This is a genomic window from Methylobacter sp. Wu1 (assembly GCF_036553575.1).
Classification (GTDB): domain Bacteria; phylum Pseudomonadota; class Gammaproteobacteria; order Methylococcales; family Methylomonadaceae; genus Methylobacter.
The window spans coordinates 40100-57992 of the sequence record NZ_JAZHOC010000062.1 but is presented as its reverse complement, the minus strand read 5'-3'; the positions used below and the strand labels follow the sequence as shown (position 1 = coordinate 57992).

Annotated in this window: 20 protein-coding genes; 1 reads left to right on the top strand and 19 read right to left on the bottom strand. The window is 50.4% G+C overall.

The genetic code is table 11. The features are described 5' to 3' along the window. Position 1 precedes the first annotated feature (1 nt). From grpE to V2P20_RS12965, 5 genes are all read right to left on the bottom strand, one after another. Complete coding sequence (grpE, locus tag V2P20_RS12985; RefSeq protein WP_331818967.1) at positions 2 to 658, bottom strand: nucleotide exchange factor GrpE; 657 nt, start codon at positions 656 to 658, stop codon at positions 2 to 4. Beyond that, on the bottom strand, positions 655 to 993 hold the full coding sequence (locus V2P20_RS12980; RefSeq protein ID WP_331818966.1) for a DnaJ domain-containing protein: 339 nt from the start codon (positions 991 to 993) through the stop codon (positions 655 to 657). The genes grpE and V2P20_RS12980 overlap by 4 nt, the downstream gene beginning before the upstream one ends. Continuing rightward, complete coding sequence (locus tag V2P20_RS12975) at positions 990 to 3500, bottom strand: hypothetical protein (protein ID WP_331818960.1); 2511 nt, start codon at positions 3498 to 3500, stop codon at positions 990 to 992. The genes V2P20_RS12980 and V2P20_RS12975 overlap by 4 nt, the downstream gene beginning before the upstream one ends. A 131-nt stretch (positions 3501 to 3631) precedes the next feature. After that, positions 3632 to 4057, bottom strand: coding sequence for a hypothetical protein (locus tag V2P20_RS12970; protein WP_331818958.1), 426 nt, complete (start codon positions 4055 to 4057; stop codon positions 3632 to 3634). A 358-nt stretch (positions 4058 to 4415) separates the two neighbouring features. Then, complete coding sequence (locus V2P20_RS12965) at positions 4416 to 5114, bottom strand: hypothetical protein (RefSeq protein WP_331818956.1); 699 nt, start codon at positions 5112 to 5114, stop codon at positions 4416 to 4418. A gap of 167 nt (positions 5115 to 5281) precedes the next feature. Between V2P20_RS12965 and V2P20_RS12960 the strand changes: the two genes are divergently transcribed. Further along, the gene (locus tag V2P20_RS12960; RefSeq protein WP_331818954.1) at positions 5282 to 5716 is read left to right on the top strand and encodes a transposase; all 435 of its coding nucleotides are present in this window, start codon (positions 5282 to 5284) and stop codon (positions 5714 to 5716) included. A 366-nt stretch (positions 5717 to 6082) separates the two neighbouring features. Here V2P20_RS12960 and V2P20_RS12955 read toward each other — a convergent pair whose 3' ends face one another. From V2P20_RS12955 to V2P20_RS12890, 14 genes are all read right to left on the bottom strand, one after another. After that, positions 6083 to 6370 (bottom strand): PAAR domain-containing protein, encoded by a 288-nt coding sequence (locus V2P20_RS12955; RefSeq protein ID WP_331818952.1) that lies wholly within the window; start codon positions 6368 to 6370, stop codon positions 6083 to 6085. Positions 6371 to 6547: 177 nt separating this feature from the next. Continuing rightward, complete coding sequence (locus tag V2P20_RS12950) at positions 6548 to 7174, bottom strand: hypothetical protein (RefSeq protein WP_331818950.1); 627 nt, start codon at positions 7172 to 7174, stop codon at positions 6548 to 6550. A gap of 183 nt (positions 7175 to 7357) precedes the next feature. Beyond that, entirely contained in the window at positions 7358 to 8119 is a 762-nt protein-coding gene (locus V2P20_RS12945) for an ankyrin repeat domain-containing protein (RefSeq protein ID WP_331818948.1), read from the bottom strand. Continuing rightward, positions 8116 to 8502, bottom strand: a complete 387-nt coding sequence (locus V2P20_RS12940; RefSeq protein WP_331818946.1) for a hypothetical protein — start codon at positions 8500 to 8502, stop codon at positions 8116 to 8118. The genes V2P20_RS12945 and V2P20_RS12940 overlap by 4 nt, the downstream gene beginning before the upstream one ends. 238 nt (positions 8503 to 8740) lie before the next feature. After that, positions 8741 to 9019 (bottom strand): hypothetical protein, encoded by a 279-nt coding sequence (locus V2P20_RS12935; RefSeq protein ID WP_331818945.1) that lies wholly within the window; start codon positions 9017 to 9019, stop codon positions 8741 to 8743. 2 nt (positions 9020 to 9021) lie between these two features. Beyond that, positions 9022 to 10125, bottom strand: coding sequence for a hypothetical protein (locus tag V2P20_RS12930; RefSeq protein WP_331818943.1), 1104 nt, complete (start codon positions 10123 to 10125; stop codon positions 9022 to 9024). A 28-nt stretch (positions 10126 to 10153) separates the two neighbouring features. Further along, entirely contained in the window at positions 10154 to 10876 is a 723-nt protein-coding gene (locus tag V2P20_RS12925) for a hypothetical protein (RefSeq protein WP_331818941.1), read from the bottom strand. Between the two features lie 140 nt (positions 10877 to 11016). Next, on the bottom strand, positions 11017 to 11304 hold the full coding sequence (locus V2P20_RS12920) for a PAAR domain-containing protein (RefSeq protein WP_331818939.1): 288 nt from the start codon (positions 11302 to 11304) through the stop codon (positions 11017 to 11019). A gap of 177 nt (positions 11305 to 11481) precedes the next feature. After that, positions 11482 to 12108: a hypothetical protein gene (locus tag V2P20_RS12915; RefSeq protein ID WP_194970120.1), complete on the bottom strand. Its 627-nt coding sequence runs from the start codon at positions 12106 to 12108 to the stop codon at positions 11482 to 11484. Further along, on the bottom strand, positions 12105 to 13133 hold the full coding sequence (locus V2P20_RS12910; RefSeq protein WP_331818937.1) for a pesticin C-terminus-like muramidase: 1029 nt from the start codon (positions 13131 to 13133) through the stop codon (positions 12105 to 12107). The genes V2P20_RS12915 and V2P20_RS12910 overlap by 4 nt, the downstream gene beginning before the upstream one ends. Before the next feature lie 255 nt (positions 13134 to 13388). Continuing rightward, a complete protein-coding gene (locus V2P20_RS12905) occupies positions 13389 to 13793 on the bottom strand; it encodes a hypothetical protein (RefSeq protein ID WP_331818935.1) in 405 nt (134 codons plus the stop codon). Positions 13794 to 13808: 15 nt separating this feature from the next. Next, positions 13809 to 14354 carry a DUF4123 domain-containing protein gene (locus tag V2P20_RS12900; protein ID WP_331818934.1) on the bottom strand — a complete coding sequence of 182 codons (546 nt, stop codon included), beginning with the start codon at positions 14352 to 14354 and terminating at the stop codon, positions 13809 to 13811. Between the two features lie 11 nt (positions 14355 to 14365). Continuing rightward, complete coding sequence (gene tssI, locus V2P20_RS12895; protein WP_331818932.1) at positions 14366 to 16462, bottom strand: type VI secretion system tip protein TssI/VgrG; 2097 nt, start codon at positions 16460 to 16462, stop codon at positions 14366 to 14368. Between the two features lie 385 nt (positions 16463 to 16847). After that, positions 16848 to 17885: an NUDIX domain-containing protein gene (locus tag V2P20_RS12890; protein WP_331818930.1), complete on the bottom strand. Its 1038-nt coding sequence runs from the start codon at positions 17883 to 17885 to the stop codon at positions 16848 to 16850. Between the last annotated feature and the right edge of the window lie 8 nt (positions 17886 to 17893).

The following is a 17893-nucleotide window of genomic DNA, read 5'->3' as shown; positions in this document are numbered from 1 at the left end:
CCTAGCGTTGATTTTTATTGACTTTAACTTCCGCCAGCCGCAGAACCTGATCCTGGAGCAGAAAACCTTTCCGCAGCTCCTCCAGCACGATGCCGTTTTCGAGCTTTGGGTCATGGCCTGTTTCAATCGCACTCATGGTAACAGGATCGAATAACTGGCCAACACAATCTATCGGCCGAACCTGATACTGTTGCAGAAGCTGCTCGAAGCGCCTGACCGTCATCGTCTGCCCTTCCTTGAAGTGCCTGATGAACCGCACGTCCTGGTCTCTGGAACGCTTGAACAGCGACGAGACCGGCCGGTAGTTCTGCAAGGCTTCCAGCCCTGCGGCCAGCCGGTCATAGATTTCGACGATATCCAGCAGTACGGCACGCATGATTTGACGCTGCTGTTGCTCCATTCGTTCGGCATGCGCGGCAAGTTCCGCCGCCAGGGTTTTGTTATCCTCCTGCACGGCGGCCAGCGCCGAGCTGAGCGTATCCAGCGTGCTTTTAAACTGCCTGGATTCGGCCTTGACTTCCGTTTTCAAGCCCGCCATTTCGCTCAACAAGGTGTGCAGGTCGGGCTGCTCCTGTGCAGTAAACGATTCAAGCCGGCTCTGTTCCAGATAATTGCGGAAGTCTTCGAGCAATTCGTTTTTCTGTGCGTCTGTGGTCATGATTTTCCGGCATGAGGTTTGGCGTCAAGGCGCATTGTCTCATCAAGGCCTGCGCGCAGCAGTTGTTTAAAATATTCCGGCCTGACCAATGGGGCTTGCGTTACATGCAGGGCCTGATCGAGCAGTTCATCGAAGTCAGCGGCCGGGACATCGAATAAGGCTTGGCTCAGCCGGCTTTTATGGTCCTTAACCGACAGATAGGCGTTATGTATCAGTTGGAACCGTTCCTGATCGCGATCAGGCGGATTGTCTTTAACTTTCTCTAAATAAGCCTGCTTGATTTCAGCATCGGTTGCATCAGGTGCAACCTCCAGCAACTCGTAAGGAGTTTTCATAATGATTTACCGAGATTAAAAAGAGAAAAGCCGGATTTTTTGCTTACATTGAAGCACGCCAGGACATCCTCTACGCTGACATTGATGGCGATGCCTAAAGCATCTGCCGCTTTCACTACCATCAGCGCCGTGAATAGATCAGGATTTTTCATGATAGCTTGCAGAACTTTGTCGCCATTCGCACTGTTCAGCTCTTGAACAAGCCGTTCCGGCGATGTTTTCTTGGATAAGGATGCCAGCTTTTTATTGAGCTTGTGGAATGTCTCGTAAGACAAATGGCCGAAGAGCTTTTCAAACGGATCTTCCGGATTATTCTGTTCAGCCGAAGAAAACAGATTGTCGAGAAAGCGCATCGCTTTCACCGGATGCGCTTGGCGATAGCCATCAAGATAATGGCCGATCAGCATTGCGACGCGATGATCCTTTTCCAGCCTGGCTTTTTCGCGATTGTCCTCCAGGCGCAATCGGTCAATAAAGGAGCAGCGTTCGGGGTCGCCGTCGGTCTCGGAATAAATCCCGTAATAGATCCAGATAGGCTTTTGCCAGCTGGACTGCGCCCGTTTCGAGCAATGGCGCAACAATTCGAAGTGCTTAATGCCGTCCAGCGTCTCGCATAACGCCAGCAGCAGGCTTTCAGCATAATCCTGCTGCTGCAGCGATTTTTTCAGGGCGGCCTTGATTTTCTCCAGCGCCTTGTGCAGTTGCTCCTGTGTGCCGGATTCCTGATCGTACCGCTTTAGCCGATCGATCAACCGGGCCAGTTCCTGCGCCGATAGTAAATAATCCTTCGCGGGCGGCAACTCCCTCAGAAGCGTCGCGACAGGCAGGCCCGTTAAAAGCGCTTCCATGGCGGCCTGAAAATGCATATTGACCGGGTCCGTATTGAGCTGGCTCAGCGCCTCGTTTATGTGTTGCAGACCCTGTATTTTATCCTGGCTCGCAAAAACCAAAAGCCCCCGCATGAGCTGAGCCTGAAAGATATAACTTTTACCCAATTTCAGGCTTTCCGCTTGCTGAATTTCATTTTCAACCGACGGATATGCCCTGCTCTGCAGCAGATTGCGCGCATGCGCTAAATGGCTCGAAAACAGCGCTTGTTTGGCAACCGTATTGAGCGGATCGATGGTCAGTATTTTCTGTGCGTATTGACCAGCTTCTTCATGGGCCTTATCGCGCACGGCCGCCTGAAGCGCCAGAGTCAGCACGTCAAGGTCCTGCGGGAAGCGGGCGAGGGTTTTGCCCAGCCATTGTTTAAAGGTGCCGGCTGTGTCCGGGAATTGACTGTAGTAGCCAAGGATCTGCAGATAGCTGCCTTGATCGTCAGGATCATGCTCCAGGCTTTCAATCAGCAACTGGATTTTTTCCTCGGCATCCGGCTGATTTTCCGCAAGATGACGCAAAATCAACGCTATTTTCAAGGCATTGCCGGCGCCTTCCCTTGCCAGGACTTCCATGCATTGCCGCCAATGATATTCGGCATCGTAGCTGTTGTCTTCACGCTCGCAGGCCAGCGCCATTAGCCGGTTTTGTTCAAATTCACCGATCGGGCCGAAGGCGCTGTTGAAGTCCTGTTGACCGGATGGATGCCGGACCAGCATGGCGAGACAGAAGCGCTGCGCCAGTTCCGAACCGCAGAGCGATCGGTAGTGAAGAGCCAGATCAAATTTCATCTGGTCTGACCCGTCATTTTTTTGCCCGCTTAATTGCCCGATAAGCTCGCGCTGCTCTTGCTTCAGTCCTGCTATTTCCCCGACAAGCTCACGTTGCTGAGGATTGAGCCTTGCCATCTCCCGGGCCAACGCCGAGCCTTTTCGGGTACAGGTCAGCAGCAGGCCGGCGGCTTGCGCATAGGGCGAGTGGTCCGGGATTTTGGCCAGCAATGCCTGCGCTTCCGCAGGCGAAACGGATACTGTAACCGCCGCTTTTAGCAATGTGCGGAAATCCCGGAATGCCGAACGGTAAGGCAGATATTTTAGCGCTTCATCCATGCCGCTCAGGTTGTTTTCCTGATAGGCCTGCAAAGCCGTCTGCGCGCTCGCTGAATGCGTGATAAAGTCGGAGTCTTGCGGCAAAACCTTCTGAAATTCAGGGTGATCGGTAATAATCAGCAAGCCCAGCAAGGCGGCCAGTTCGGGATAGTCTTTATCCAATTGCCGAACGGATAACTGCGCCAGACATGACTGAACCCGGGCTGAGTCTTTGGTTTTAATCAGCCAAGTAATGTAGTGATCATATTTCTCATAAGGCGGCTGGGCATATTGGCTGTAGTTTTCCCACAAAGCCAGCGCTTTCTTGTGCTGACCCTTTGCAGCAAACGCCAGGGCACTTTGCAGGTAACAATAAGCCAATTGCCGACGCCACTCGCTGTTGTCGGCGCTCTGCAATAAATGTGTGTACAGCTCAATCGCTTTTTTGTATTTACCGGCATTTGCCTGGAACAGCGCCTGCTGTTCAAGACTATTCTCGGCCATGCCGGAAACCGGCATTTGTCTGTTTTTGATTGGCATGATTGTGCGTGCAGAGATTGATGAGCAACGGAAATGAATTATGATAAAGCATCTTTCCAATAAACCCTGCGAAATTCTCCACCCATGCTGTTTGGCTGCGGTGAAATGTCAACAAAACCAGCTACTTGTCATTAAATTTTGTGGTAGGTATAGAAAAAACCACCATTTAGGCCACAATTATTTTCTGCTGCCTTAAAGGCCTCCGTATTCGGATCGATAGTGATGGCATCTGCATCTGTTAATCGCGCTGTAAAATGGTCGCTGCCGACAGTTACTAGTAATTGATTGCCGTTTTCAGTCGCGGTGCCCGTAATCTCACAAGTCCAAGCGCCTTGTTCTGGGTCGGCTGTCTGTATAGCTATCAGATAATTTTTATTTTCTGCCGGATAAACGGTCATTATGCCGATATCCTTTTTTTCGTATTGGCCGGCAAACACCGATAGCTTTTTATCTGCACCGAATGCGGCGAGACGTTGCTGGTAAGCGTTTGTAATACAATCGACATCGTTTTGACATTTATCGCGCGATTTGACCCATAGGGCCTGATCCTGGCGCAAACGGGATTTAAAGGCACATGATTAGACGCGTCGATAAAACTTTTCCATGTTTCGCCCAGCTTGCGATCTAGTCGAGCTAGCGTGTCGTTGGCGCAAATTGTTTTTTCAACCGCTGTTGTTGCCTTTTTACAGTTGAACGATGGCGCAGTGACCTCTGCCTGGACAAGATTAGCAGTTAATAATAAAAATGTAACAAGGATATTCAAAGTCAACCATGGAGTTGTTCATTAAAAACTCATTGAAAATGTTGTCTACCAGACCCATAGTCTCTGGAAGCTCGCGCATACACCCGCAACGACCGCAATCAGGAAACGTAGCGAAGAACAACCGGCCTGGTCCAGGACCACCATAAATCGTCTTATTTTTTTATTAATTCACATTCAGGTTCATCAAGCTGACCTGATACTTCAGTCAGCGTTGGAATAACATAATTAGCAGGAAACTGGCAAGTCTTCTTGTTGCGAATCATTTTCCGAGTTGAAAAATTGATATCAGTTTTTTCGCCGATACATTGGGTTTCCTCACCAACGGTACAACCGATTTGATGATATGTATAGCCAATCAGACGAAAAGTATCCTTTTTATCCCATCTGGCTTTATACTCATAGAAAGTCGCTCCACTGCCCCCTGAAAATTCAAAGCTAATTTTAAGTACATTATTAGATATCTCAGGGATTCCCGTAAAACCGAGGGGGCCCAAGAAGGGTTCGATTGACTCAGGGAGGTCTGACTTTTCAAAAACCTTTCGGAAACTCCTGTCTTTATTTTCTTGAAAATAAATCAGTAAAAAACAGACATCCCCCTTCTTAGAAACAATCACTACATCTTCTTTCCCATCGAAATTGAGATCGCCAGTGACTCCATAAATAGATTTATGATCAGCTGGAATTTGGAGCGAATTATTTTGCAAGATCTGACGAAGGTCCTCAACCCTCGTTTTAGCTTTTTCCTCAGCAGGATGCTCGATAGAAAGTGCAAAAACAGGTGAAAGCGCAAAAGAGCTCAAAAGAAGAATAGCTGTAATGGCTTGTTTTCGAAAAATTAGAGAATTATCCATGGAATCTTTTTTAAATTTTAGACACTTGAATTCAATATATGTTATGCCTTGACAGGCAGTGTAAACTATGAAGCTTTAAAAAGCCGAAGCATCCGGAGATAAAACAAACCTATGCGGATCGGCATTTACGCGCCTGATTCCCCAGATTATCCAGTTATGTGACGTATGTGCAGCGCTTGAATCGGGTGGCCGATGTGTTTGCGCCCTTATTGGCACTGATTCAGCAAGAACAAGAGGCCAAGAATCCAGGGCAAGTATGGCTGATTGACTCCTTCCCGGTGGCCTTGGCCAAGCCAGGTCGCCGGTTTGAAGCTTGTATAGCGAAAGCGTTGGCTGACTCAGGCTACTGCTCAACAAAGAAGCTGCATTATTATGGCGTTCGGGTGCATGTCATAGGGCGCCGCCAATCAGGCTCGTTGCCAATACCTGAGCATATCGGTGTGGCGGGCGCCAGTGACCATGATGGCAAGGTATTTGATCAGATTCGGCCGTACTTGCACAACAATGAACTGTATGGCGATAAAGCTTATCAGCGGCCCGATGCCGAAGCCATCAGACAAACCCAGAACCTGACTATCCTGACGCCGGTTAAAAAACAATAAGGGCAACGCTATCTGGAACCCCTGGATCAATGGCTGCCCACTGCGGTTTCTCGCGTTCGGCAACGGATTGAAGCCTTATTTGCCTGGATTGAAGCAAAAACAGGCATTGAATGCACCAGTAAAGTGCGTTCTTACAATGGACTGATGGGGCATGTTTTCGGCAAACTTGCGGCGGCTCTGTTTTTCTGGAATTTTTTACGAATTAGCTCTTAATTCACATTTTAGTTGTCGCTTTATCGGCTAATTCAGAATCTTTTTCTCGGGCATCCGTTTTGCTTAACAAGTTTCAGCGTATTCCGACCAATATTGATTTCGAACGGCGAAGCTTTTCATTGATAAATTCGTCAAAACTGTTGGTTATCAAGCCTATGCCCCAATGATCACCGTAGGACACCCTCCTACGATCACGCCGCCATGCGCGGTCATATCGCCCATCCGCGCAGCGGGCATATTGCCGATCATGACGGTGGCCGAGCCTTGGGCGATCGTGTCGGGCGGTCCCAGGCAGACGCAGGTATCGCCGACACGGGCGGCCGGCAAGTAGCCGATCATGACCGTCGGGCAACCGGCGGCTATGGGGCCGCCGACATGCGGAACGGTGCCGGTGACCATCGGGCAGGTGTGCATATCGGAAATTCGGGCGGCGGGGGGCATGGAGACTCCTTAAACTCGGGATAAACGGTAAAGGGTTGACTTTGTTAAAGGCGAGCTTATCAAATCATGGGCGAAATCAATTTATTCAGGACTGCTTGATGTACTCGGCAATGCCAATACGGGAGCTGTCAAAGTCCGATATAACTTTAGCCGAGTAACGAAAGTATTTGGCTACAGCTATTTCAACCGGACCCAGCGCTGATAGCCAGCATATGCATCTGATCCGGGCATGCGTTTGCCATCTTTAAGTTCTTCGAGAGTCAGGTTGGACCACATCGTTTGATTATCATGTGACACGAAGAACTGGGCGAACCAGTCATTACCTATGCGCACTTGGTAAAGGATGTCATCTTTACTAGCGCCTACGATTTTGAATTCTTCAAGAGAATCCGGTTCGCGCTCAAACCACAGGTTGAATTCTTTTCTGATGGTTTCAGGAAATTGATCGCAAGCCCCAGGGGTATGGCTGTACCCAAAAGTCTGATGTTTACATAAGGTCTTGTCGCCCATAGTATGCATTTCCATAATGGAAAGCGCCTCTCCCGTGATCGGGTCCCGGTCCGGGAAGAAGCTGACTTCCAGTCCGATAGGTAAAAGTGCAGTATCTACATCATTCCAGTACAGATTTTTGATGTCATAGGGCGTCAGTTTGTTATCGCGTTTTACAATATAGACTTCGGCCACTTTCCAACGACCGGCAATTTTGGGCTCAAGCATGTTTTCAGATTCCCCGGCTTCGACAATTTGAATGGTGAAGTGGGACAAGACAATCAATAATATAAAAGGTAATTTGCCTGGACTCATAGGTTATTTCCCTGTAGTAAACTATCCTCGGTTAAAAGATTTTCAGAATTGCAATGAGGCTGTAAATTAAGAAAGCTCTTATTGGATATCTTCCCGGAATCCCCAACAAGAGCTTTAACCCTTTACTGACAGGCAAAAGAGAAAACTATCATTCAGACCCAAACTATGCCAAGGCTGAAGGATCTATGACATGCCGGGCAAGCCGGGAGGGACGTCAACGCCCCGTTCCTTCAGCATCTGCAGCAATTCTGCGCGTTTTAGACAGGCGGGATGACGGGGGTCCGCGCACAGGCGGGTCTGATCGTTGACCAATCTTTCGAGAACGGTCAGACCCGTGTTATCTGGTGATGTAAAATCCGCCCCATGAAGCATTAACGCTTTGGCTAAATCGTATTGCGATACGCTAACAAGATCCAGAACAAGTGTCGAATTGTTGCTGCTCCTGGATTGAATATCCGCGCCCTTGTTGATCAGGGTTTTGAAATGCGACCACTGGCCTTCACGGATAGCCGCGAAAACTAGCGGTTCTCCATCTTCCTTGAGATTTGGATCCAGTCCATGCGCCAATAACATATTCAGATAATCAGGATCTTCGATTTCCAAAGCTACGATAGCTGAAACTGCCTTGCCGGGAGTAGTAAAGTTGGGATCCACGCCCAGTTGCAATAACAAAGCAACAATTTCTTTCTGTCGACATTCCAGTGCAGTGCGCAGCGGTGTGTTTTCATATTTGCCGACAGCACTCAAGTTAACGCCTGATGCCGCAAGCCGCCTGACCGTACTGGCGTCACCGTTCATGACGGCCTTGATCAATTCAATTTCAGCGGGGTTGGAAAAATCTTTGCTGTAGTCTATGTCATTCATGTTGTTTCCTTGGGAGCAACCGATACCGAGCAGGGTTAAAACCAGCAGGCACAGCCGGGAGATTGCGTGTTTGAAATTCATTGGTTCAGGCTCCTGTCAATAACGGCCAAATCGTCCGCTTTTTGTTGTTCCATGCCGGCGATGGCATAGTCCATGTCATGTAGTTCAATCTTGCGCAGGGGCAGTGGATCAAGCATCCCCGGGCTCATGCCCTGAATGCCTTCTCCTTTTGCAGTGGCTTGCGCCACTTCATGGGCATTGGCAAGCGCGGGCACTTCATACATAGGGCCGGCGGCGCCATAGGTCAGCGTACCATTCTCTTTCAGAGCGCGACCACTGGTTGCGGCCATGCCCAGCGCGGCGGGTGCGCCGCCCGCATAAACACCCGCCACCATGACGGTACGCTGTACCGTGGCATCCTGCAGGGTGGTGAGCAGCTCGCCCTTGGCGTAATAATTCTGCATCAGCTGACTGGCCTGGCCGCGGCTAACATCAGGCCTTTTCCAACGTGTTGGGGTGGACACCCGCCGGGTCAAAGGCAAACCCGATGCTTCTGAGACCGTATTTCCATTTAGTCCTCATCTACAGGCCTATATGTTATCTGGAGCGCCCTCTTATCAATACACACCGTTTTTCTTCGCGCACGTCGGTGTCCGTTGAAATTAGATCACTGCAGGATTCGGTTAACTATAATGAAACCAGTCAGTCTGGATCTAAAATATTGGATACGTGATCTATATATTTTTTGATTTCTAATTCCTCCGGGCTAGCAAATTCTTTAGAAGCTAAAATTCTGTATGTGAAATATCTAGAACTTTCTAATTCATCTAATGGGTTTTTTCCTTGATGCGCCTTGTCTCGTATAAAAATCATTTGTTGCCTAATCGACTCTAAGGAGGCAGTAGAGCCGACTTTGCGGATAAAATTATCCAATTTATCAATAGCCAACTCCGCACGAAATGAAAGTTCTTTGTAATCCACAATTAACCACCTATTTTATTGATAGAAATAACTTGATTTTTAATTGAATCACTAACAAAAAGTTGCTGCCCACCACCACTTGTTTTTATTGGATTTGCTGGATTAGTCCAAGTATCAATTATTGGCTTGGAATATGACAATAAACCTTGTCCTTCGGGCATTTTGAAAGAAACAAGTTTTCGTCCCTCTCCGCTAATGCCCAATGAGTCAGGTGTTTGAAAACCTTTGGGGTCAAACCAATTTCCAGGATAACCATGTGATTTGACGTATTGCGACATAGATTCTGGCGGCGGAAATGACATGATTCCAACAGGCTTACTCAAATCTACTCCGCCAACTATTAAACCATCTGAACTACCTAGCGCCTCTTTTATTTGCTCTTTGCTATACCCATTTTTTTCTAAAAAATCTTTCGCAACTTTATTTCGTGCTGCTATATGCGCATCTGAGTTACCAGGAGATTTAGCAAGGTTTATTTCGTCTGGCGAAGGTCTCGGAGTTCTGGCCTGCTCATTAGCTTTCCGAGACTCGACATTATTTTTCTTGGCACATGTGGCCACAGCACTGTTGGCATTTTCCGGGTTACCCAATGATTTGGCCTTGCCAAGGGCAGCTTTGGCTTTGCCAGCGGCCTCTGTTGCTGCTTCAGCCGCGGCATTGACAGCAGGCTTCAAAGCTGCGCCGGCTTTACCTGCACTTTTAGCAGCCCCCACTACGCCCGCTCGAGCACCCTCAGCCATCAACACGGCATCCGTCACCGAACCGCCCAAGGCCCGCATGTCACCCTTCCGGACAGCGTCAGCCACCGCATGAGCCATATTGCCAGGCATGCTTTTAACCGCATCTCCCAAGCCTTCATAACCACCTTGGGCGGCCGCCTTACCCAGAGCGCTCAAGGGCTCGATATCCTCGATCATAATTTTGGCGGCGGCTTCATTTGCGCCTATGGCTGATAAGCCTTCCTTGGCGGCAATTTTAGCGCCGCCTACAGCCACCTGCCCGAAGTCATAGACTCCATAAGCGCTTTCTTCAGCAATGTTGACGGCTGAATCGCCAACCCCTTTCATGTATTCGACAAAATTTACTGCCGGGTTGTCACTTGTCATGATATTCCTTCCATGATTGCTTGGTTATTCAAAGTTCGACCCCCCATTCCAGCTCGACGCAACCCGCCAGCGTGGCGCCGCGCAGTGTTGGCAGAATGGCGGGATCATTGAAAACAGGGGCCAGCCAGGGTTTGGCATGCATTAGATAAAAGTCTTTTCCCAACAAACTCTGACATACGGCAAACGCCGTCATACCCGCAGCATCAACGATCCGATGTCGACGCGCCATCTGCATGGACTGCCCAATAAAGGTATTCAATGCCATTTCATCAGGAGGGGCCTGGGGCCTGGATTGTTGCGCGGCTAATGCCGCCATGGCCCAGCAGGTGCGTGCGGCCACTTCGTCGGACAACCGCGCAGGGTCCGAGGTAAACCAGTCGCGCCGATTTGCTTCCCGAGCCGCATCTGCCCATGCTGCGTCGCTAATCAGGTCAGGCAGCAGATCAGGAATATCGTCCGGGTACAATGACAAATCATCCAGCACCGCCTGAATTTCAGGCTGCAAATCGAAGGATGGACCAATGGCGCAGCAGTAATGCAGGTAGATTGTCAGCGCATTTTGATAATGAATTTCGTAGCGTTCTTCAGCATAATCAATCTTGCCAGCCACCATTCGCTGAGCTAAGCCTTGGGGCAGGATCTGAAACAATTCCGGATAGTCGGGCCTTAATTGCCCGGTTAATCTGGCGGCAAACCGGGTCCTTACATCCGTATTGAATTGCTGCATCTGACTGGGAGTGATAACAATCATGCGCTAAACCTGTGTTTGGTTTGGCGAGAAAAGGTAAGATGATCACGCGCCAGAGTGGTAAAGCGCAATCCTTTAAGCGCAACAAGCCTAAGCGATGGTGCGGCGCATAATTGATTTCGCTTCAGGAACACCATCTCTGCTTATCCTCCGATGATCACCGTAGGGCTCCCGCCTACGATCACGCCGCCGTGCGCGGTCATATCGCCCATCCGCGCGGCCGGCATATTGCCGATCATGACGGTGGCCGAGCCCTGGGCGATGCTATCGGGCGGTCCTACGCAGACGCAGGTATCGCCGACGCGGGCGGCCGGCAGATAGCCAATCATCACAGTCGGGCAACCGGCGGCTATGGGGCCGCCGACATGCGGAACGGTGCCGGTGACCATCGGGCAAGTGTGCATATCGGAAATTCGGGCGGCGGGGGGCATAGAGACTCCTTAAACTCGGGATAAACGGTAAATGGTTGATTTTGTTAAAGGCGAGCTTATCAAATCATGGGCGAAATCAATTTATTCAGGACTGCTTGATGTACTCGGCAATGCCAATACGGGAGCTGTCAAAGTCCGATATAACTTTAGCCGAGTAATGAAAGTATTTGGCTACAGCTATTTCAACCGGACCCAGCGCTGGTAGCCGGCATATGCATCTGTTCCGGGCATGCGTTTGCCGTCTTTAAGTTCTTCGAGAGTCAGGTTGGACCACATCGTTTGATTATCATGCGATACGAAGAACTGGGCGAACCAGTCATTACCTATGCGCACTTCGTAAAGAATGTCATCCTTGTTGGCGCCTACGATCTTGAATTCTTCAAGATAACTCGGGTCGCGCTGAAACCACAGAGTAAATTCTTTTCTGATGGTTTCAGGAAATTGATCGCAAGCCCCAGGGGTATGGCTGTACCCGAAAGTCTGATGTTTGCACAAGGTCTTGTCGCCCATGGTATGCATTTCCATAATGGAAAGCGCCTCTCCCGTGATCGGGTCTCGGTCCGGGAAGAAGCTGATCTCTAGCCCAATAGGTAAAAGAGCAACCCCAACATCATTCCAGTACAAGTTCGTGATGTCATATGGCGTCAGCTTGTTGTCGCGTTTTACAATGTAGACTTCGGCCACTTTCCAACGACCGGCAATTTTGGGCTCAAGCATGTTTTCAGATTCTCCGGCTTCGGCAGATTGAATGGTGAGATGAAACAAAATAATAAATAACGTAAAAAGAAATTTGCCTGGATTCATGGATTATTTCCCTGTAGCAAGGTATCCTCTGTTAAAAGATTTCCAGCATTGAAATGGGCTCTTAAATAAGGATATTCTCTATCCCTCTCTCTTAGTCGAGTAAAGATTTCATTCTGGTCACGGATTGAAATTGCCTTAGCCAGTTCCTCTTGAATCTGGCCTGTATGATAAACTTTCGAAAAAACGGTTGTTTGCTCAACGCTATCAAGTTCGCTGAATGCAACGCCATTTACTAAGTCGCGCCGCCTATCATATTGCCTCGACGCCTCTTTCAACTTCGATTTTATCGAACTGTAATTCAAGGTATCCACTTCGTTTTGGCTCAAGGTCAGCGGGTGCATGCGCAGGTACTGGCAAGCTTCTGCGCGGGTTTTGCCCGCGTACGGCTTTAATTTGTCCTTAAGCGCCTGAGCTTGTTCGGCATCCAATAGCCCGGCGCCTGAAACACCCCCATCCACCAATTCATTAATTTCTCTCTCTGATTTTTGCCCCAGATCGACCCCCGCAGCCACCGTAACACCGGAACGATTTAAAGATTCACCAACCCTCCAACCACTGAGTGATCCTCTATCACGCGCTGTGGAAGGCTGTAAAACATTAATAGAACGAGTGCCGAGATCAACACTTCTTCGCTCGAATGCCGGAGCCCAAGGTACATAAGCGCCGCCATAATTTTCCTCCCAGCCTAAAAGCTTATCAATATCGGCTCGCATAGTTACGCCAGTCTCCGCTTGAGCGTCGTCCAAAATTTTTTGCTTCGCCGCCTCGCTAATGCCCATTTTAACGGTGGCAGTGACACAGTTTAATTTGCTCGGTCTCTTTTCGTCCGGGCATGGCTGGTAAACGCCATCAGAAATCATGCCTGGACGAATCCGGTTTGCAGTTAACAGAACTTCTGCCTGTTCTGCCGGAGTCATAGTGCTCAGCCTCTCTTGCCACTCGACGGCCACCGGTTGAAGGTTCTGCCGCTCTTCTTCCGTCAGCGGCTGTGGAAGCCTTCGTCTTGATCGTCTTGATCTAGCCATAAATTAATTCCTGCTGTATTTTTATTTTCGGTTTCATCCTGCAAGCCGGCGCCGGTTTTATGGTAAAAACTTAATCCGCCTTGACGTCTATTTAATGCCTACCATACACATGACCGCATCCACTGGCTGGCTTTTTGTAATTATTAAAAGATAGTGGTTCAGAGAAATGCCGGACTTTAGCTTTTGGACCCGCTGGGGCAATTTGTTTATACTCAGCTAAATTCACCCGTTCAAGACAAGGATTCTTCCAGATTATTAATTCTTTGCCGGCAGGCCGATTCTTGATCCCACGGCATAGTCAAGCCAAATCAAAGCGGCCTCTATTTCCTCTTCTTCATCGCCATAGCTTTTAATGGTTGCCAACATTCTGTTTATATATCGATCATCTCCACCTAAATGTATTGCTTTGAGAACCAGGACGGTCAATGCAATATAAGCTGCCTGTCGGGTAAATCCATTTGACTGCCCCCAGTCAAACAGCCAATTGGCAATATTGTAGATTTGCTCCAATTCCAGAACATGTCCTGCCTGAAATTCACTTTCCCACTGCGGTTTGAAAGCTAACCATGCTGCGACGGCGTCTCGAACATAGCGATCAGTCTGTCGATCGATAAACTGGTCGGACAATTGCTGCTTTTGTGATTTGGTTATGACGAACATAATGATCCGAGTTGTTCAGGTTAACGTATCTATGAGTAAATTTTGTCTGTCCCGAAAAAAACTGGCCAGGTTCTTGCCCTCGTCTGTTTCGGCAAACCAGGTTTTCACCGGCCCGAAAAACTCGGCACTCTGCTCGGCATTACAGGTCGGCAAAAAAGCGCTCAGCACGCGCGGATCGTAATAGCGGAACAACAGGGATTTATGGAGTTCCCGGTCGTAGACCATGTTCAGCTTGCGCAAATGCCGGTGCAGGGTGCGGAAGTCACAATCGGCGACTGCGAATATGCCCCAGTGCCTGCCCCAGCCCTGCCCCGTCACCCACTCGGTAAACGCCGTGCCCGGCTCCAGCCGGGCCAGATACGGCGCGCATTCGGCGATGTCCGGCGCCAGTTCGCCGCGGTACAGGCAGGCGAATTCGGGGCGCTCGCCGTACAGATGATCGAGCAGCGCCGGATTGGAGGCGCCGTCCAGAATGGCGTAGGCCTGCAGGTTCGGGCTGTCGAACAGCTGGCGCACCAGGTTTTTCTGTAAAAGTTCGGCTTTCTGCGGATTGATCGTCATGTTCGCGGCCCTCAAGCTTTATTGCCAGCGGCCGCTTCCGCGCACTTTTCACAGAACGGTGCACCACTCTCAGCGGCTTCTTTCAGTACCTGAGCGGAGGGGCCGTAGACGGTCGGCTTGGGCGGCCGCGAGGCGGCTTTGGCTTCATTAACCTGGCCGGCTTTGTCCTGGTCGGCTTCCTTGGGCGCTTTGGGCGCATCCGGCGCACAGCCCGAACCCGATCCGGCCGAACCGCCGCTGTTGATCAGGACCGGCGTGCCGGAGATCGTCACGCCGGAAGGCCCAACGACGATGAAGCCGCCGCCGGCTTTCAAGGTGATGCTGGCTCCGGCCTCGATGACGACGTTCATGCCGGCCTTCAAGTGGATTTCCTGGCCGGCGTCGAGCGCGTGCTTCATGCCCACTTTTTCCTGCATGTCCTGATCGACCTTGAGGGAAAGGCTGCCGACCACCGCCGCGTTGCTGTCGCCTTTGATCGTTGAATGCCTGTCGCCGTCGATTTGCTCCAGCAGGTCTTTTTTGACGATCAGATGCCGCTCGTTGCCGATCCACTCCAGACTGTCGTTCTTAACGCGCACATCCAGATTGCGCTCGGCATGGATAAACACCTGTTCCTCGCCTTTTTTGTCGTCGAAGCGCAGTTCGTTGAAGCCGTCCCCACCTTTGGTGGAGTTGGTCTTGATCGTGCTGATGTGGGCGTTGTCAGGCAGTTTGTACGGCGGCATCGAGCCGTCGTTGTACACGCGGCCGCTGATGATGGGCTGGTCGGGATCGCCTTCCAGGAAGTCGACGAGCACTTCCTGGCCGATGCGGGGCAGCGCGATCATACCCCAGCTCTTGCCGGCCCAAGGCTGCGACACCCGCACCCAGCAGGAGCTGTTTTCATCGGCCTTGCCGTAGCGGTCCCAGTGGAACTGGACCTTCACCCGGCCGTATTGGTCGGTATAGATTTCTTCGCCGGTAGGCCCCACTACGAAAGCGGTCTGCGCACCTTGAACATGGGGTTTTGGTGTGCTGCGAGGGGCGCGGTAAGGCCGCTTGTTGTCCTGGACGGTAAAGCTGCAGTCAAAGAGCTTGTCTTCGCCGGCAGCGGCTCCGGAGGATCCGTATTCATCCAGTTGCAGCTGGTAATTGGCCGAAATCACCAGGTATTCGCGGTTCTGGTCCTGGCGCGGAAATTCTTTCAGCTTGAACCGGCAGCCGACCGCCAGGCCGCGGGCGTTGCCTCTGCCCTCGCCGCGTTCGAAGCGGGCATGCTGTTCCTCGATGCGCTGGCGGACGAAGTTGTCGCCGACGCCGGTTTCCGTGTAGCGGCCGGGGTAATCGAAGAGTTCATAGCCGGCCCGGGCATGGGATTCCATGAGCAGGGCTTTGACCCGCAGGTCGGCTTTCGGCTTCTTGAAGTCGTAATCGGTCAGTTCATAGGCGCCCGGCTGGACTTCGTGCGTGAAGGACCAGGCCTGAATGTGATCCTTGCGGGTACGGTCCGTCGAGCCGGTGTCGACGTGGTAAGGGATGTTGTCATAGCCCGGAAACGGATCATGGGCATTGCCGGAGTCGGCCAGGACCAGGTAATGCTTGTCCTTTTCATGGCTGAAGTAATAGTAAATACCTTCGTATTCCATCAGCCGACTGACAAAGTTGAAGTCGGTCTCGCGGTATTGCACGCAATATTCGCGCGTGGCATAGCTGCCGCTCAACTTTACTTTGAAGTCACTGAAGCCGTGATCCTGAAAGACTTGCTTGATAATCTCGGGCACGGATTGGTTCTGGAAGATCCGGCAGTTGGAGGTGCGGGTGAGGAACCACAGCCAGGGCTGGACTGCGACGTGGTAACAGGCCAAGCCATTCAGGTCGCTGCCTTGCCCGAAGCGGCTGATATAGCCGTGAAAGTAACGCCAGTTGCCGGTCTCCAGCTGCAGCCTGATGACGATGGGTTCGCCCAGGATTTTTTTGGGGTCGATGGCCCGGTCTTCGCTGACCAGATCCACGCGATACTCGAACGGCTCGCTCAAGCCCTCCCGGCCGTGCATCTGGTAAAACAGTAAGGTATCTTCACCAAGCGAGGTAAAGACCTGAATCTTCCGATTTTTTTGTGTAACCGCCATGTTTGTTTTTATTCCTGAAACAAAGATGCATCCAATACTGAACGTCCGCATATAAACGGCCGATGCCAGTTTTGCCGTTTATACCATTTTCTCCATATCCGGCCAATGTTATTGGATTGCGGATAAAAGTCAATGCCGATTGCTTCGGCGCCACTAATATCTTCCCTTTCCCGATGCCCGCACGGGACACTAAAGAAAAGATTTCACCTGAGCCGGATGTATATCAGCGACAATATTTCCGTTCGCGCGGACAATATCGCCTCAGCCTTACATCAATGGTAAGGGGCGGCAATGATTGCATAGCGATATCAAGGAAGCAACTGCCATGCAGAAAAACTGCCGCCCAGCCTCGAATAACCAAAATCAGGCGAGGCGTATTATTTTTTCAACGCAAACCTAAAAACTCATTCAGGATGTGAAAGTGGTCCTCAAAAAACAGCTCTTCCATATCATTGAGCTGATCAATCGCTATCCAGGTCACCTCTTCCAAATCATCGGCGGCTTTAATAGCCGGAAACTTGGCGCCTCTCAAATCAAAGAAGTGGGCGTGGGTAATCACGCGCCCGCGACAGGACCGTTTGGGATGATCAAACACTTTAACGGCCTTAAAATCATTGATCAGCGTTACAGGCATCAGGCCTATCTGCGTCTCTTCTTTCAACTCTCTCAGGGCCGCTGTAAAAACGCGTTCATCTTTTTCGACAAACCCGCCAGGCAGAGCCCACAATCCCTTGCCCGGGCAATGCTTTCTTTTGCCCAATAACACGGAATTGTTTATTTTAACGACGGCATCAGCGGTACTGAAAATAACGGGATAAGGGCTTCCGCGCCATAAGTCCTGCTCATGCTTCACTTGTTTATATTCTTTCACCAGCTCGCGGTACTCGGCTCTCAGCGACCACGCCTTCAGAAACTGTTTAACAGGCGGCAATATCCAGTCGGATATCGCTGAAAGCGACACGTCAACCTCTTCCGCTTCAAAATAGATGGACCTCAACTCCGAGGCATCTATTTTGATATCCGATTCAACCGGAAGGTAACTCCATTCCTGGAAGTTATCCAGATAGTACGTATCGATATCGATATCGGTTTCTTTTTTATGACCGACGAGCGCAATATCCTGAGCGGCGTACTCGCCGACAATCCTTTTGACTTCGGTATTCCAGCGCTCATCATTGTAGTAATCACGGATAGGGACACAGACTGTGCGCGCCCTGTCTTCCTCTGATAATGTCGAAAGTATCATTTCCCGGCGCTCTGTCCATTTAAACGGATTCCTTGGATTCCGCGACTGGAAGGATGAACCAATGATAATGACCACCTGTTCCGCGATCTCCAACGCCTTGCGCTTTAATAATTCATGCCCGACGTGAGAGATCTGATGGCGGCCGATCACGACGGCTACTTTAAATTTCTTTTTCATGCGTATAT

Bases quoted from the DNA above. Each gene is read 5' to 3' on its own strand.
- V2P20_RS12975 (WP_331818960.1), bottom strand. From the start codon at position 3,500: ATGCCAATCAAAAACAGACAAATGCCGGTTTCCGGCATGGCCGAGAAT.
- V2P20_RS12925 (WP_331818941.1), bottom strand. From the start codon at position 10,876: ATGATTGTTATCACTCCCAGTCAGATGCAGCAATTCAATACGGATGTA.
- V2P20_RS12905 (WP_331818935.1), bottom strand. From the start codon at position 13,793: ATGTTCGTCATAACCAAATCACAAAAGCAGCAATTGTCCGACCAGTTT.
- V2P20_RS12915 (WP_194970120.1), bottom strand. From the start codon at position 12,108: ATGAATCCAGGCAAATTTCTTTTTACGTTATTTATTATTTTGTTTCAT.
- V2P20_RS12955 (WP_331818952.1), bottom strand. From the start codon at position 6,370: ATGCCCCCCGCCGCCCGAATTTCCGATATGCACACCTGCCCGATGGTC.
- grpE (WP_331818967.1), bottom strand. From the start codon at position 658: ATGACCACAGACGCACAGAAAAACGAATTGCTCGAAGACTTCCGCAAT.
- V2P20_RS12980 (WP_331818966.1), bottom strand. From the start codon at position 993: ATGAAAACTCCTTACGAGTTGCTGGAGGTTGCACCTGATGCAACCGAT.
- tssI (WP_331818932.1), bottom strand. From the start codon at position 16,462: ATGGCGGTTACACAAAAAAATCGGAAGATTCAGGTCTTTACCTCGCTT.
- V2P20_RS12910 (WP_331818937.1), bottom strand. From the start codon at position 13,133: ATGGCTAGATCAAGACGATCAAGACGAAGGCTTCCACAGCCGCTGACG.
- V2P20_RS12965 (WP_331818956.1), bottom strand. From the start codon at position 5,114: ATGGATAATTCTCTAATTTTTCGAAAACAAGCCATTACAGCTATTCTT.
- V2P20_RS12945 (WP_331818948.1), bottom strand. From the start codon at position 8,119: ATGAATTTCAAACACGCAATCTCCCGGCTGTGCCTGCTGGTTTTAACC.
- V2P20_RS12900 (WP_331818934.1), bottom strand. From the start codon at position 14,354: ATGACGATCAATCCGCAGAAAGCCGAACTTTTACAGAAAAACCTGGTG.
- V2P20_RS12890 (WP_331818930.1), bottom strand. From the start codon at position 17,885: ATGAAAAAGAAATTTAAAGTAGCCGTCGTGATCGGCCGCCATCAGATC.
- V2P20_RS12930 (WP_331818943.1), bottom strand. From the start codon at position 10,125: ATGACAAGTGACAACCCGGCAGTAAATTTTGTCGAATACATGAAAGGG.
- V2P20_RS12920 (WP_331818939.1), bottom strand. From the start codon at position 11,304: ATGCCCCCCGCCGCCCGAATTTCCGATATGCACACTTGCCCGATGGTC.
- V2P20_RS12950 (WP_331818950.1), bottom strand. From the start codon at position 7,174: ATGAGTCCAGGCAAATTACCTTTTATATTATTGATTGTCTTGTCCCAC.
- V2P20_RS12940 (WP_331818946.1), bottom strand. From the start codon at position 8,502: ATGCAGAATTATTACGCCAAGGGCGAGCTGCTCACCACCCTGCAGGAT.